General features: G+C 42.6%; 10 protein-coding genes. All 10 read left to right on the top strand.

What is annotated here, in order from left to right; all coding sequences use genetic code 11:
* The first annotated feature begins 45 nt into the window (after positions 1–45).
* The 10 genes from AC07NA_RS14960 to AC07NA_RS14915 all read left to right on the top strand — a co-directional run bounded on the left by AC07NA_RS14960 (position 46) and on the right by AC07NA_RS14915 (position 15033).
* Positions 46–954: a helix-turn-helix domain-containing protein gene (locus tag AC07NA_RS14960; protein WP_494898375.1), complete on the top strand. Its 909-nt coding sequence runs from the start codon at positions 46–48 to the stop codon at positions 952–954.
* Between the two features lie 106 nt (positions 955–1060).
* Positions 1061–1699 carry a 3-keto-disaccharide hydrolase gene (locus AC07NA_RS14955; RefSeq protein WP_494898374.1) on the top strand — a complete coding sequence of 213 codons (639 nt, stop codon included), beginning with the start codon at positions 1061–1063 and terminating at the stop codon, positions 1697–1699.
* 374 nt (positions 1700–2073) lie between these two features.
* Positions 2074–2643, top strand: coding sequence for an RNA polymerase sigma-70 factor (locus tag AC07NA_RS14950; protein ID WP_494898372.1), 570 nt, complete (start codon positions 2074–2076; stop codon positions 2641–2643).
* Between the two features lie 119 nt (positions 2644–2762).
* Positions 2763–3857, top strand: coding sequence for a FecR family protein (locus tag AC07NA_RS14945; RefSeq protein ID WP_494898371.1), 1095 nt, complete (start codon positions 2763–2765; stop codon positions 3855–3857).
* A gap of 219 nt (positions 3858–4076) precedes the next feature.
* On the top strand, positions 4077–7463 hold the full coding sequence (locus AC07NA_RS14940; protein WP_494898370.1) for a SusC/RagA family TonB-linked outer membrane protein: 3387 nt from the start codon (positions 4077–4079) through the stop codon (positions 7461–7463).
* 12 nt (positions 7464–7475) lie between these two features.
* Positions 7476–8894: a RagB/SusD family nutrient uptake outer membrane protein gene (locus AC07NA_RS14935; RefSeq protein ID WP_494898369.1), complete on the top strand. Its 1419-nt coding sequence runs from the start codon at positions 7476–7478 to the stop codon at positions 8892–8894.
* Between the two features lie 90 nt (positions 8895–8984).
* Positions 8985–9917 carry an ABC transporter ATP-binding protein gene (locus tag AC07NA_RS14930; protein ID WP_494898368.1) on the top strand — a complete coding sequence of 311 codons (933 nt, stop codon included), beginning with the start codon at positions 8985–8987 and terminating at the stop codon, positions 9915–9917.
* 12 nt (positions 9918–9929) lie between these two features.
* Positions 9930–12362 carry a Gldg family protein gene (locus AC07NA_RS14925; RefSeq protein ID WP_494898367.1) on the top strand — a complete coding sequence of 811 codons (2433 nt, stop codon included), beginning with the start codon at positions 9930–9932 and terminating at the stop codon, positions 12360–12362.
* A 2-nt stretch (positions 12363–12364) separates the two neighbouring features.
* Positions 12365–13711: a MutS-related protein gene (locus AC07NA_RS14920; protein WP_494898366.1), complete on the top strand. Its 1347-nt coding sequence runs from the start codon at positions 12365–12367 to the stop codon at positions 13709–13711.
* Positions 13708–15033, top strand: a complete 1326-nt coding sequence (locus AC07NA_RS14915; RefSeq protein WP_494898365.1) for a MutS-related protein — start codon at positions 13708–13710, stop codon at positions 15031–15033. Before AC07NA_RS14920 ends, AC07NA_RS14915 begins: the two co-directional genes overlap by 4 nt.
* The last annotated feature ends 9 nt before the right edge of the window (positions 15034–15042 follow it).

Below are 15042 nucleotides of genomic sequence, written 5' to 3'. Positions count from 1 at the left end.
AAATGTAATTTGTGTTATAATAATCAAATACCTTAACTTTGCCTAATGCAGCATCTGGAAACATTAGAGGAGTTTTATAAGCGGCACCCGGTGCCTAATCAGGCTATTTTTTCGGAGGACAATACCGGGCAGGGGCATTTCAATGTTTTTCTGCGGAAGCCATGCAAAACCCGGACCCCGTTTAGCAGGCGCGATTTTTACAAGATCGCTTTGGTGATTGGCAAAGGTAAAATGATCTACGCGGATAATGAGGTAATCATTGACCGCCCGGCTTTAGTTTTTTCCAGCCCCTCTGTTACATCTGCCTGGGAATCAGGAGGCGGGCCGCAGGAAGGTTGTTTTTGCCTCTTTACCCAGGCATTTATTGAACAGCAGGAACACCAGAGCCCATTGCAGGATTATGTCCTTTTTAAGACAGGCAGCAGCCATATTGTTTTTTTAAGCGAAATGCAGCTGACATTTGTTTCGGCACTAATGAAAAAGATGATGGAAGAAATGAATTCCGATTATCCGGGTAAGTACGATCTGCTGCGCAATTACCTGCATATCCTGATGCATGAGGCGCTAAAAAAAGCCCCTGTAAGCGCGGATAGTAAAAGTAACAGCGCTTCCGAGCGGATAACCGCCTTATTCCTTGATCTGCTGGAAAGACAGTTCCCTATCGATTCGCCCGAGCAATCCTTAAAATTGACGGCGGCGCACCATTATGCCCAGGCTTTGGCGGTACATACCAATCACCTTAATCGCGCGGTTAAAGAAGCTACCGGCCGAACGACAACCAGCCATATTACCGAACGTGTATTGAAAGAAGCAAACGCGCTGCTTAAACACACTGACTGGAGCATATCGCAGATAGCAGGCGGCCTCGGTTTTGATGAACCCGCCTATTTTACTACTTTTTTTAAGAAACATAATGGTTCAACTCCTGTGCAGGCACGGGTGGGTGATAGCTGAAACGGAGTTAAAAACGGCAAAGCGAATGCTGCTGAACATCTATAAAAACATCTGTGTGGAATTGTACATGAATAACGTTATTTTCACTGCATAAAATATCAATCAAATGAAAAGACTAATTGCACCTGTTGCCATTGCGCTAATGTTATTATCCTGCTCCAGTATAAAGAAACAAAAATCGGATGGCTGGATCAGCCTATTTGACGGAAAAACGCTGAATGGCTGGAAAAAGAACCAAAACCCGCAAACATTTAGCGTAGAAAACGGTGCAATAAAAGTTGCAGGCCCCATCTCGCATTTATTTTATGCCGGTTCGGTAAACGATGCCAATTTCAAAAACTTTGAATTTAAAGCACAGGTGATGACCAAGCCGAATGCCAATTCCGGAATTTATTTTCATACCGCTTTTCAGCAGGAAGGCTTTCCGGATAAAGGATATGAGGTACAGGTGAATAATTCGCATAGCGACTGGCGACGAACCGGAAGTTTATACGGCGTTAAGGACGTAAAGGAAACCTATGTGAAAGACAATGAATGGTACGAAGAGTACATTATGGTTCAGGGGAAGAATGTAACCATCAAAATTAACGGCAAAACCGTAGTGGAGTACACCGAACCCGAAAATGTAGGTAAAGAAAATGCAGGTGGCCGTGCAATATCAAGTGGTACTTTCGCATTACAGGGCCATGACCCGGGCAGCGTGGTATATTATAAAGATATTATGGTAAAGCCTCTGCCGAATTAATAATCAATTACCTTATTAGAGTATAAACATGACAGGTGTTGGAAAAACCACTTGTCAACGCGAACGTAGCGAGAGATCTTCTTCACCATGCATGTTTACTATTGCTTGACGAAGAAGATTTTTCGCTATCGCTCAAAAGCGTAGTTTCTCCTCGTTCGAAAGGACAATAATTTGATTTTCCCAACACTGACCTGCGCCGGGTTATGCAATGAGAATGCGGAGTTATGCCACGAGGTCAATAATGTCCCTGATTTTCTTTGAACTCAGAGTTGGCCCGATATTCAATTAAACACAGTTATGCCATAATAGAATAATTATAATATTGGCTATTATCAATTTTAATTTAATATCAATTTTTTGTAAATTACGCCAGCATGTCAGTTTATACCCCGCCTTCTGATCTGGAATTACTTGCCCGCTTGGGGGAGGATGATCGCGGTGCATTCAGTGAACTTTATAACCGTTACTGGCGATCGATGTATCAATCGGCATGGAATGTGCTTCGCGATCAGGAAGCGTGCATGGAGGTTACCCAGGAGGTTTTTGTATGGTTATGGGATCATAGAAAAGGACTGAAAATCAACTCATTGTCATCGTATTTAAAGGCGGCTGTTAAATATAAAGTTACCGATCTTTTACGTGCCAACAAAGTACGGGAAGCTTATTTTGTTAATTTGGACGAATTGGATGCAGCAAACTTATCTTTTGATGAAGATCCTCTCGAAATCAAGGAACTGAAATTGGTAATTGCAGAAATGAGCGCAAAATTACCCCCGCGCGCACGAATGATTTTCGAATTAAGCAGAAATGAGCAGCTTTCCAACCGAGAAATTGCTCAAAAATTAGGCATTTCTGAAAAGACAGTAGAAAATCAAATTACTATTGCATTAAAAAAGCTCAGATTAGCTCTTGGGAGTTTTTCTGCATGGCTTTTTTTTCTATAAAACACATCCATCCTCAATCTTTTCTAATTTTTTTAAATATTTCTAAAATTCTTTTGGGGGGTAGCTGCTCTTTTTTCGCCTTACAGTTGAAAGCGGTTTAAGATCCGTAGAAAAAGGAAATGACAAAAGAAGATTTCTTAGCAATTGTTGAACGTGTAAGGGACGGCAGTGCCAGTCATCAGGACATCCGTCTGTATAACGCCTGGTTCAGTAAATTTCAATCAGTAAACGAGTGGGATGCTGAACAAGGAGATGCCGAGACGGTTAAGAACTTAATTGAGCGCAGGATCAACGATAAAATTACCACACGTGTTACCGGAAACTCCACCAGGCCACTATGGACAAAGTTTACGGTAGCTGCTTCAATTATTCTGTGCATATCTTTTGGTGGTTATTATTTAATGCAAAAGCAGCAATTTGGCCAATTTAATTACAAAAATGATGTGGCTCCCGGCCATAGCCAGGCAACGTTAACTTTAGCAAACGGGCAAAAAATATTATTAACAAAAGGATTGCATAAACAGCTGGCACAAGGAAATACCACCATACAGATCAACAACGGAATTACTTACGCAAATGGTATAAGTAATAAAGCAGCAGCAGCCTACAATACCTTGTCTACAGCAATTGGCGAACAATCGCCCTTTCCATTGATTTTGCCGGATGGTACTAAGGTTTGGTTAAATGCCCAATCATCAATAACTTTTCCTACTGCATTTTCAGGTACTGAAAGAATTGTAAAAATTACCGGTGAAGCTTTATTTGAAGTAACGCATGATGCCCGGCATCCTTTTAAAGTACAAACTCAAAAGCAAACCATTGAAGATATCGGTACCATATTCAATGTAAATGCCTATACCGATGAAAAAGAAACAAGAACCACCCTTGTTGAAGGTAAGGTTAAGGTGAATAATATCCTGCTGAACCCTGGTCAGCAAAGCGACGGCCTTCATCTAAAAACCGTTAATACCAATAGGTATGTAGCCTGGAAAAACAACGACTTTTATTTCGAGAACGATAATATCGAAACCGTTATGAAAGAACTTTCCCGATGGTATAACATCGAGGTTAAGTACGAAGGCAATGTAACCACCGAAAATTTTACCGCGCAAATCAGCCGTGGTAAAAACATCAGCTCCATATTACAAATATTAGAAAACACAAAAGGCGTGCACTTTAAAATTGAAGGGAGGAGGGTTACGGTTGTAAAATAATCTCTACAAAAAAAGAGCATAAAAAAAGTCATCTGGCGGTAACCGGATGACTTCGGAAAAGATTGCTCAAACAATTAATTAACTATTTAAGAATCGCGTTAGCCCCCTGTCTTCGAAAACTCAAAGGCGAAACGCACAACCCTGACTTAGCAAATGTACAAAATTTACTCAGAACACTTTGTGTTGCCGCCTGGCTATGCAAAAAAAATCATTTTGTTCATGAAATTAACCTCCCTGATGCTGTTCCTGGCCTTTATGCAGGTAAGCGCGAGCTCGCTTGCGCAAAAGGTTACCTTGTCCGAACGAAACACGTCACTATCTAACATATTTGAGCAGGTTCGTAAGCAAACCGGTTACGATTTCGCATACACCACCGCCACTATTGAAGCTGCTAAACTGGTAACTATCAATGTGAAAAATATGGAGGTTGGTGATGCGCTTAAAGTAATTTTCAATGGTCAACCGCTCGATTATAAAATAGATAACAAATCTGTAAGCGTAACAAAAAAAGAGCCCTCCATTTTGGCAACCCTCCAGCATAAAACAGCTAAACTACTTAACCTTGATGCTGATATCAGGGGTAAAGTTATAGATAGCCTTGGGCGGCCATTGATTGGTGCCAATGTGCGTTTTAGCACAAGCGGCATGATTTACAGCGCTATTACTGACGAAAACGGGGAGTTTAATTTTGTGGGTGTACCGCCCAATAGCTACCTTTTAACCGCTACCTATCTGGGGTATAACAAGCTTGAAATGCTTGTGAATGTTGAGGGTGAAAATATCTTCCTCAATCTGGTTATGGAAACATTGCCTTCCGCGCTCGATCAAATACAGGTTATTGCCTATGGTACAGAGTCAAAGCGGTTCAGTGTTGGCTCTGTATTTACTGTGAATGCCGATGCTATAGGAAAACAACCGGTAACCAATCCTTTACTGGCATTACAGGGGCAGGTACCGGGGCTTTCTGTTACTGCCATGAATGGTGTACCAGGTTCTACTACTTTGGTGCAGATGCGCGGTCAAAATTCATTAGCTACCGACAGGCTTTCCTTTAAACCTTATGATCAGCCTTATTTTATTGTAGATGGCGTGCCTTTTTCTCCGCAAAATCTTAACATCAGTCAGTTGTCCAATCTGGCAAACGGGCAGTCTTTTAGCGGAGGACTCGATCAGGCTACCGGTATAGGTGCTTTCAATAATATCAATCCAGGCGACATAGAAAGCATTACCATACTTAAGGATGCTGACGCGACCGCTATATATGGTACAAAGGGCGCTCATGGCGTTATTTTGATAACCACCAAAAAAGGAAAAGCAGGTAAAACAGTTGTCGACCTGAATGTAAACTCCCAGGTTAACGCCGTTGCCAGGCCGATACGCTTATTAAATACGCAGCAATATCTTCAACTCAGGAGAGATGCTTTTGCCCAGGATTCTATAACGCCTAATAACGATCCAAACGATTATTCCGGTGGCTTCGCGCCTGATCTTACCATTTATGATCAAAATAAATACACTAACTGGCAAAAGATCATCCAGGGAAACAGCACGCATAACACCGACATACATGCCAGCGTATCAGGCGGAAGTGCTGGTACCACGTTCATGGTTTCCGGTGGTTATACACGGTCAAATTATAATTACCCGGGTAACTTTGGCGATAAGCGATATACCTTACACAGTGCTTTAACTACAAGCTCGGCAAACAGAAAACTAAACGTCACACTCGTTACCGATTATACCTATGAGCAAAATAATTCTGCTGCCGGATATGGAAACAGCGTGTTATTAGCGCCTAATACACCCGATTTAACAGATGAAAACGGAAAACTGGTATGGAATTATAAGGGTGTGCCTTTCTATACTAACTTTTATGCCGGTTTATTACAAAAATCTGATCTTCAAAGTTTCAATTTCAATAGTTCTTTAAACCTTAATTACGAAATTTTAAAGGGGTTAAAAATTGGCACTACTGTGGGTTACAATCGTAATACAGGTAACGAACATTCTATCAACCCATCAACCGCACAAAATCCAACTTATATCAATATCAGCGCGGCATTTGCCAATAACTCCGCTCAAAATATTAATATTGAACCACAAATAAATTACAATAAAACAATTGGCAAAGGCGAGCTTATTGCCTTACTGGGTGGCACTTATCAAAAAACTACCACTTATGCTTTTCAAACCCAGGCCTACGGTTACTCTAACGATGCTTTTCTTAATTCAATTAACGGCGCCAGTTCACAAACGCCTTTTGATGTGTCGGGCCTCACCAAATATGTGGCCTTGTTTGGGCGTTTGAAATACATTCACGACCAAAAGTACATCATAGAATTTAGTGGCAGGAGAGATGGTTCCAGCAATTTTGGCCCTGGCAACCAGTTCGGTACGTTTGGATCGGTAGGGGCAGGTTGGATATTTTCGGAAGAAAGTCTGTTTAAAGAAGCACTTTCGTTCATTAGTTACGGTAAGCTCTCAGGCAGTTACGGAACAACGGGCAGCGATGCATCTGTAGGTTATAAATTTCAGGCACTATACAGCGCGTTTCCATACGGCAATACAACGCCTTTCCAGGGCATCAAACAAAACATACCTGTTAACTTATATAACCCCGATTTTAGATGGGCTACTAAAAAAGCGTTAAACATAGCTCTTGATCTTGGCTTTTTCGAAAATCGCTTCTCTGTAAATGCTACTTACTACCGCGATCGTGAAGGCAATCAACTGGTTGAATATCCATTGGCCGCGCAAGCCGGTTTTGCTACAGTGTATGAAAATCAGCCGGCGCTGGTTCAAAATAAGGGATGGGAGTTTACATTTTCATCCACCAATATAAAAGGTAAAAATTTCATCTGGACAAGCAATTTTAACATCACCTTCAACCGTAATAAACTGATTGCCTTCCCTAACCTGGAGTCGTCGTCTTATACCAACCAATACGTAATAGGCCAGCCTACTACCGTAGTATTTGGTTATCGGTATAAGGGAGTGAATCCAACCACCGGCTTATTTGAATTTTACAAAGCCGATGGATCTGCATCGTCTTCGCCCGATTACAGGCCGGTAGCTCAAGGCGGCGATATGGTGATCATCGGTAACAGGGAAACCAAATTTATGGGTGGCTTTGGTAATAATTTTACCTATAAACATTTTAGCCTGTATGTTTTCTGCCAGTTTTCAAGCAGCCTGCAACCTAATGCAATCGCGGCGCTTTATGGCAACCCACCGGGGATGGCGAGCAACCTGCCTACTTATGTGCTTGGCAAGTATTGGACAGGGCCGGGCGATACCCAGGCTACCTTGCAAAGGCTGTCAAGCAGTTACAATTCGCAATACCTTAATAGCGCTTATAAGTTTTCGCAATCATCCGGGGGCTATACCACTGATACTTACCTAAGGGTTAAAACCGCCGCGCTGTCCTATAAATTGCCGGATGCCTGGCTTGAACAAGTAAAGGTTAAGAATGCCAGTATTTTCATCAACGCGCAAAACTTGTTCACCATTACTAACTACAAATTTGGTGATCCTGAACAGCCCGGTAATTTCACCAGTTTCCCTTTACAGCGTATTGTAGCGTTTGGTTTAAATCTCAAATTTTAATCAATGATCATCATGAAAAAGATATTTTCTAATAAAAATAAAATACTGTCAGGTGGTTTATTAATTGCCCTAAGTACCCTTGTATCCTGCAAAAAGTTAATTGAAATACCGCTTAATCCGCCAACGCAAATTACCCGCGACCAGGTATTTGCAGATAGCGCCACAACTATTTCGGCCGTTGCAGGTGTTTATTCGTATACACCTGGCGGGCATGGGCTGCCTTATACCGATGGCTACTTTACTGCATCTACTTCACTTTCTGGCCATGAAGTAGCCTACACTAATAGTTATGGGGATAACGCGCAATTTTACAGTTATACACTTACCCCTATAAATGAAGAGATAACACAATTATGGACAGCACCTTACTCGGAGATATACCAAATCAATGACATACTTGCAGGAGTAACGGATAATAGTAACCTATCCGCTTCATTCGTAAAACAAATTACAGGTGAAATGAAAGTGGTAAGAGCTTTATGCTATTTTAATATGGTTAACATATTTGGCGGGGTGCCCCTGGTTACCACAACCGATTATAAGGTAAATGCCCAGTTGCCCAGGGCATCGACAGCAGCTGTATACACTCAAATTTTAACAGATCTGCACGATGCCGTTAAAGCTTTGCCGGTTACTTATCCATCGGCGGGCCACGCGCGTCCAAATCTTTATACCGCGATAGCATTGCAGGCAAAAGTTAATTTATACCGGAGCCAATGGCAGGCCGCTTATAATGAAGCCGATTCGGTGATAAATTCAGGTTTGTATGATATCACCACCACCCCTATAAGCGATGTGTTTTTGGTAGGAAGCGCCGAGGGGATTTGGCAGGTGCCCATTCAAAATCTATACGGGGGATCAGGCGATGCAAACCAATTTTTTCCTTACTCCACTGATGCAATACCTAACTACATAGTGACAGATTCCTTGCTAAACCAGTTTGAAGCAGGGGATATGCGCCTCACAAACTGGCTGGGTGTGAATGTTGTAAATGGGCAGAACGTATATTACCCCGCTAAATACAAAGATTTACAACCTACCAGCCCAGCAACGGAGTGTATGTTGCTAAGGTTTGCCGAAATGTACCTGATTCGTGCTGAAGCTGCCGCCCAATTGGGCAATTTGAACCAAGCGGTAAATGACGTGAACACTATACGTGCCCGGGCTGGGTTGGGCATCAGCACGGTTAACCCAACATCACAAACCGCTGTACTGGCCGCCGTGAGAAAGGAAAGGCGAACGGAATTATGTTTTGAATTTGGTAACAGGTGGTTTGATTTAAACAGAACCAGCACTGATACCAAATATCCTGCAAACGGGCAAGCCCCGGCGGTACTGGCCAACTGGCAGGTTAATTATGCACTATATCCGTTGCCGCAAGCACAGTTGCAACTCAACTCACATCTTGTTCAAAATCCGGGCTATCATTAAGCAGTAAAACCCAATCATAAACACTTTAAAATCACCATCCGGGATATAATTTATACCCCGGACAGGGTATCCCATTTTTAAAAAATCAATATGGAAAATTCAATTTTAAGTATTAAAAACCTATCGCACCGCTACAGTACCAGCTGGGCCATACGCGACATCAACCTGGAGATAAACCGCACCGGTATTTTAGGATTGCTTGGCTCAAACGGCGCAGGCAAATCTACCACCATGAACATCATGTGCGGTGTATTAAACCAAACCGAGGGCACCGTGCTGATTAATGGTGTTGATATACGCGAACAACCCGAACTGGCCAAACGACAGATTGGGTTCCTGCCGCAAAACCCGCCCTTGTATCTCGATTTTACTGTAGATGAGTACCTCATTTATTCGGCCGAACTGCGTAAAATGGATGCCATGGCTATAAAGCCCGCTCTGGAAGAAGCAAAAGACCGCTGCGGCATATCGCACTTTAGTAACCGGTTGATCAAAAACTTGTCGGGCGGTTACCGCCAGCGGGTAGGCATAGCGCAGTCTATTATTCACAAACCCAAGCTGGTGGTAATGGATGAGCCCACCAACGGGCTCGACCCCAACCAGATTACCGAGGTACGTACCCTGATTAAGGAAATTGCTGTTGAACACGCGGTTATTTTTTCATCACACGTACTGTCGGAAGTGCAGATGCTGTGTAAAGAGATCAAAATGATAGCCGATGGTAAGATCGTTTTTTCTGATACCATGGATGCCTTTAACAATTATGTGGAACCCCATAGTGCCTTAATGCACATGGAAAACCCGCCTCCGGCAGCCGAGCTGTTGAAAATACCCGGTGTAGACAGGGTGGATTTTGTTACCGAACGCCAGGCACGCGTTTATTTTATCGGCGACCGGGAAATTACCGAAAGGCTGGTAGCAGAAAGTGTACATAACGGCTGGCGCTTAAGAGAGATCAATCTGGACAAAACGGCTCTTGATGAGATTTTTAAACAATTATCTACCAAAACAACGCAATCTTAAATCATCCCGATAATGAAATTAACGTTTAAAATAGCTAAAGCAGAGCTTCGTAACCTGTTTTACTCGCCTATAGCCTGGTTTTTAACCATCGCTTTTATGGTACAATGCGCTATCTCCTATACCAAATTGATAAACAATTATGCCAGCCAGCAGGAAATGGGAGGCATGGGTTTAAACTACATGAAACAGTTAACCTATAATGTGTTTACCAGTCCGTACGGTTTGTTTAATGGTATCATGCAAAACCTGTATTTATACATCCCCTTGTTAACCATGGGTCTCATCAGCCGCGAAATTAACGGGGGGACTATCAGCCTGCTGTATTCATCTCCCGTAAAAATAAAAGAGATTGTTTTTGGCAAATACCTCGCCATGATGGCCTATAGTGTCATATTGTTATTAGTAATAGGCATTTTTATGATGGCAGGTGTTATTGATATCAAGTCGGCAGATTATGGGATGCTTTTGGCAGCCGGGCTGGGCTTTTATTTATTGCTATGTGCTTATTCGGCCATTGGTCTGTTTATGTCGAGCTTAACCAGTTACCAGATAGTTGCGGCGGTAAGCACGTTTGTAATGATCGGTATTCTTAGTTATATCGGCACCCTGTGGCAGAGTATAGATTTTGTTCGCGATCTAACTTATTTCCTGTCGCTGTCGGGGCGTACCAGTCACATGCTTGGGGGCTTGATCACTACTAAGGATGTGATCTATTTTGTAATTATTGTATATATCTTTCTGGGCCTCACCATTTATAAGTTACAATCGGGGCGCGAAACAAAGCCCTGGTATATTTCCGCAAGCCGCTATGTGGCTATAGTAGTTTCGGCTTTAATTGTTGGGTACGTAACTTCTCTGCCAAGCCTTATCGGTTACTGGGATACTACGGCAAATAAAGACAATACATTAACGCCAAAAGCACAGCAGATAATTAAGGAATTGGGTGATGGTAAACTGGAGGTTACAGCATACAATAACTTTTTGGATAACTACTCATGGTTTGGATTACCCGAACAACGCAATGAATATTTAGGCAGATGGGAGCCATACCTGCGTTTTAAGCCCGATATAGAATTTCATTTTGTGAACTATTATGATATGCCTTTTGCTTTAGGATATGATTTGTTTCAGTCGTACAAAGGCAAAACCATCAAGCAAATTGCTGAGCAAAGGGCAAAAGGATCAGATTTGAGCATGGATATGTTCAAAACACCGGAACAGATTAAAAAGGAAATTGATTTGAAACCGGAGTTGAACCGATTTGTGATGAAGCTGACCTACAAAGGCAAAACCACTTTTCTGCGGATATTTAATGACCAGATTGTGTGGCCCATGGAAGCTGAAGTGTCTGCTGCTTTTAAAAGATTACTGGAAGCTAAAATGCCAAGGATTGCTTTTGTAACCAGCGACGGCGAACGCAAAACCAACAAGAAAGGCGACAGGGAATATAAAACGGTAACCAGTGAAAAAACGTTCCGTTATGCGCTCATCAACCAGGGTTTTGATGTTGATACGATTTCATTAGCTACACAGGAAATCCCGGATAACATTAAAGCTTTGGTAATTGCTGATCCACAGAATGAATTAAGCGCGCAGGCCATCCAAAAAATAAAGGCTTACATTGCTAAAGGAGGAAACTTGCTGATAGCCGGAGAGCCCGGCCGCCAACAAATGCTTAACCCATTACTTAAAACATTAGGGGTACAACTGGCCAATGGTATGCTGATACAGCAAAGTGAAGATTACGCGCCTGCATTAGTACTGCCTAAGCTAACTAAAGCTGCCATCAGTTTTGCCAAGTTATTGGATAAACCTTCGGTAGATACATTGCCAATTTCTGCCAATGGCGCGGCAGCATTATCCTACCGCGATACCAGCGGCTTTCAGATGCAGCCATTGCTGATTACCAAAGCCGGATTTGTTAGCAACACCATGAGAAGAAACCCTGATTTGGATATTGTTAATACCAAAGAGGAGGCTAACTCATCGCAGGGCGGAGGTGTACAAATCATAGGCGGCGGTGGTTTTGCTATGGCAATGCCGATGCCGGCAGATGGCTCAAAACCGGGTGCAAAAAAATCGAAACTGTCTTCAACCGTAAAAAATCTATCGAAAGAAACCTTTACTACCGCATTGGCCTTAACGCGCCAAATTAACGGCAGGCAACAGCGCATCTTTATTAGCGGTGACGCAGATTTCTTAAGTAATTTAGAGTTAGGGAGATATGAGCCTATGGTGTCTAATTTTAATTTCAGCACCGCCTTGTTCAGTTGGTTGAACTATGGTCAATACCCTGTAGATGCCTCGCGCCCGGATTCCGAAGATAATCGTGTAACGGTAAGCACCGACCATGTTTCTTTTTTAAAGATCGTGTACATCTACGTGATCCCCGGTATTATCCTGGTATTCGCGGCCATCTTTTTAATCCGTCGTAAAAGGAAATAAGTATGTTATTCACAACAGACAAGCAAACGCAGGAAGACCTGAACATTTACGGCAAACAGGGAACGGATTCAATCCTTTCCCTGTTTAACCGTACAGCAACGGTAAATGGATCTAAATTGCTGGAAGATATGTTCCGTTACCCGCTTTCGGATGCGGAATCCATCAATGCGCGCAGCGAGAAGATCAGTTACCTGAAAACCATGAAAGTGGTGTTTCCCTTCAGTTCAGAACTTTTTGATCAGGCCGAGCAATATTTGACGAATGTAGACGAAAGAACAAAGCTCCCGGCAGAAAAACCGTCACTGGAAAAAATGCTCACGAGCCTGGTAGCATCTAATGCGGATTATAAGCAGATCGTTAATGGGATCAGCGCATTGATAGAGATCATTCAATTGTTGAACAACCTGTTGAATGTTGTTTTGCTGTTACCCGGCAGTCCGTTTCAAAATGATGCGGAAACTACCGGCACCCAAAAGCTATTAAGTACAGAACCCATCAGTTCATTGCTTCAGGACGGCTCAAAAAATAAGTTACCGCATGAGAAGCTGGCCGCTTACGATCTAACGCTACGATTTCGCCACCGGGACACGGTTCAGCAACTACTGCGGTATATTTACCAGTTTGATGTATACATCACCGTAGCCAAAGTAGCTACTGAACGCAACTATATTTTCCCGAAGGCGCTGCCAAAAGAGGATCACCTTATCAATATAGAGGCTTTTTATCACCCGCAATTAAAGAACGCGGTAGCCAATACCATACATATCACACCCGACAGCAACGTGGTTTTTTTAACAGGGGCCAATATGGCCGGCAAATCCACATTTATGAAATCGCTTGGTATAGCTATGTATTTGGCACACATGGGTTTCCCGGTAGCTGCCGCAGCAATGGAATTCTCGGTGCTCGACGGAATATATACCACCATCAACTTGCCGGATAATTTGGGGATAGGGGCGAGCCACTTTTATGCAGAGGTATTACGGATAAAAAAGATTGCCAAAGAGTTGAGCGCAGGCAGAAACATTTTTGTGATTTTTGATGAGCTGTTCAGGGGTACCAATGTAAAGGATGCTTATGAAGCTACTATAGCCATCACCAGCGCCTTTGCAAAAAAACGCAGCAGCATGTTTGTGATCTCTACCCATATTATAGAAGCAGGCGATGTGCTGAAGCAACACAGCAATATCAGCTTTAAGTACCTGCCTACCAAAATGAAGGGAACTACTCCTGTGTACACCTACACGTTAGAAAGCGGTATAACCGATGACCGGCACGGGATGATCATCATCAACAATGAAGGCATTTTGGATATGTTGAAGAACAGAAAGGAGGCAAATACCAAATGAGTTTTATAGCCGATAAACAAACGCTTGAAGACATGAACCTGCTGGGCATGTACAATCAGCATTCCATTTTTAACCTGTTTAACAAAGTAAAAACAGCGGGTGGAGAAAAGTTGCTCCAAGAGATGTTTCAAACCCCGATGACAGATCCGGAACTGATCAATAAACGCAGCGAAACCTTTCAATATTTTCAAAGCAGGCATACCGCTTTTCCGTTCAGCAATGAGCAGTTCGGCGCTATGGAAAATTACCTTAGCGGCACCAGCGGTAAATATTTTCCGGGGATATTGCTTTCCCTTGCCTATAAAAAAATGCTGGCCACCATAGTAAGAGATGAAGAGTATCCAAAGATACAAAGCGGCTTAAAGCAAACGATAGCCGTGCTTTACCAATGCAAAACATTCATCAGCCAATTGGAAGAAGCACAACAGCAGCATCCCTTTTATGATGAATTGCAAACCGTAAAAAATATATTGAACCAGCCTAAACTGCAATGGCTGGAAAAAGCGCAAATTGGCAACGCCCCATATTCCATTCAAATAACAGCGAGGTATAATCACCTGTTGCAGTATACGCTGCGTTCAGCATTGCAAACGGTAATGAATACATTTTATATGTTGGATGTGTATCTGGCTGTAGCTAATTTGGCAAAAGATAAAAGTTTTAGTTATGCAAAGGCTTTGCCCAATGCAGCCAACATCTTCTCTGCAACCGGCCTCAGGCACCCTAATATTAATAAAGCAGTAGCCAACCCGGTATCATTTCATAAAGATAGCAACCTCATTTTTTTAACCGGGGCGAACATGGCAGGCAAATCCACCTTCATGAAAGCCTTTGGTATCAACCTTTATCTGGCGCACATGGGGTTCCCTGTGGCGGCAAGCGATATGGAATTTTCAGTTAAACAAGGGATTTATACATCCATTAATGTGCCTGATAACCTTGATATGGGTTTAAGTCATTTTTATGCAGAAGTATTAAGGGTAAAAAAGGTGGCTGAAGAGGTGAGCAACGGGAAGGACTTGGTGATCATATTCGACGAGTTGTTTAAGGGGACTAATGTAAAGGATGCTTATGATGCCACACTGGCGGTAACGGCTGCCTTCAGCGAATATCGAAATTGCTTATTCATTGTATCTACCCATATTATTGAAGCCGGAGAAATATTAAAACAGCAAAGCAATATTCAGTCGCTTTACCTGCCTACCATAATGAACGGTTCTGTTCCTACTTACACTTATCAATTGCAACCGGGCATTTCCGCCGACCGTCATGGTATGATGATCATTGAAAATGAGGGGATTTTGGAGCTGCTTGAAAACTAATTTATTACC

The sequence above is a fragment of the Mucilaginibacter sp. GW821-FHT07G05 genome (genome assembly GCF_059418565.1).
Note: the sequence above shows the minus strand (reverse complement) of the source record. Positions and strands in the feature narration are given on the sequence as shown.

Coding starts and splice junctions, on each gene's coding strand:
- AC07NA_RS14915 (WP_494898365.1), top strand. CDS start 13,708: ATGAGTTTTATAGCCGATAAACAAACGCTTGAAGACATGAACCTGCTG.
- AC07NA_RS14945 (WP_494898371.1), top strand. CDS start 2,763: ATGACAAAAGAAGATTTCTTAGCAATTGTTGAACGTGTAAGGGACGGC.
- AC07NA_RS14935 (WP_494898369.1), top strand. CDS start 7,476: ATGAAAAAGATATTTTCTAATAAAAATAAAATACTGTCAGGTGGTTTA.
- AC07NA_RS14955 (WP_494898374.1), top strand. CDS start 1,061: ATGAAAAGACTAATTGCACCTGTTGCCATTGCGCTAATGTTATTATCC.
- AC07NA_RS14940 (WP_494898370.1), top strand. CDS start 4,077: ATGAAATTAACCTCCCTGATGCTGTTCCTGGCCTTTATGCAGGTAAGC.
- AC07NA_RS14950 (WP_494898372.1), top strand. CDS start 2,074: ATGTCAGTTTATACCCCGCCTTCTGATCTGGAATTACTTGCCCGCTTG.
- AC07NA_RS14920 (WP_494898366.1), top strand. CDS start 12,365: ATGTTATTCACAACAGACAAGCAAACGCAGGAAGACCTGAACATTTAC.
- AC07NA_RS14960 (WP_494898375.1), top strand. CDS start 46: ATGCAGCATCTGGAAACATTAGAGGAGTTTTATAAGCGGCACCCGGTG.
- AC07NA_RS14925 (WP_494898367.1), top strand. CDS start 9,930: ATGAAATTAACGTTTAAAATAGCTAAAGCAGAGCTTCGTAACCTGTTT.
- AC07NA_RS14930 (WP_494898368.1), top strand. CDS start 8,985: ATGGAAAATTCAATTTTAAGTATTAAAAACCTATCGCACCGCTACAGT.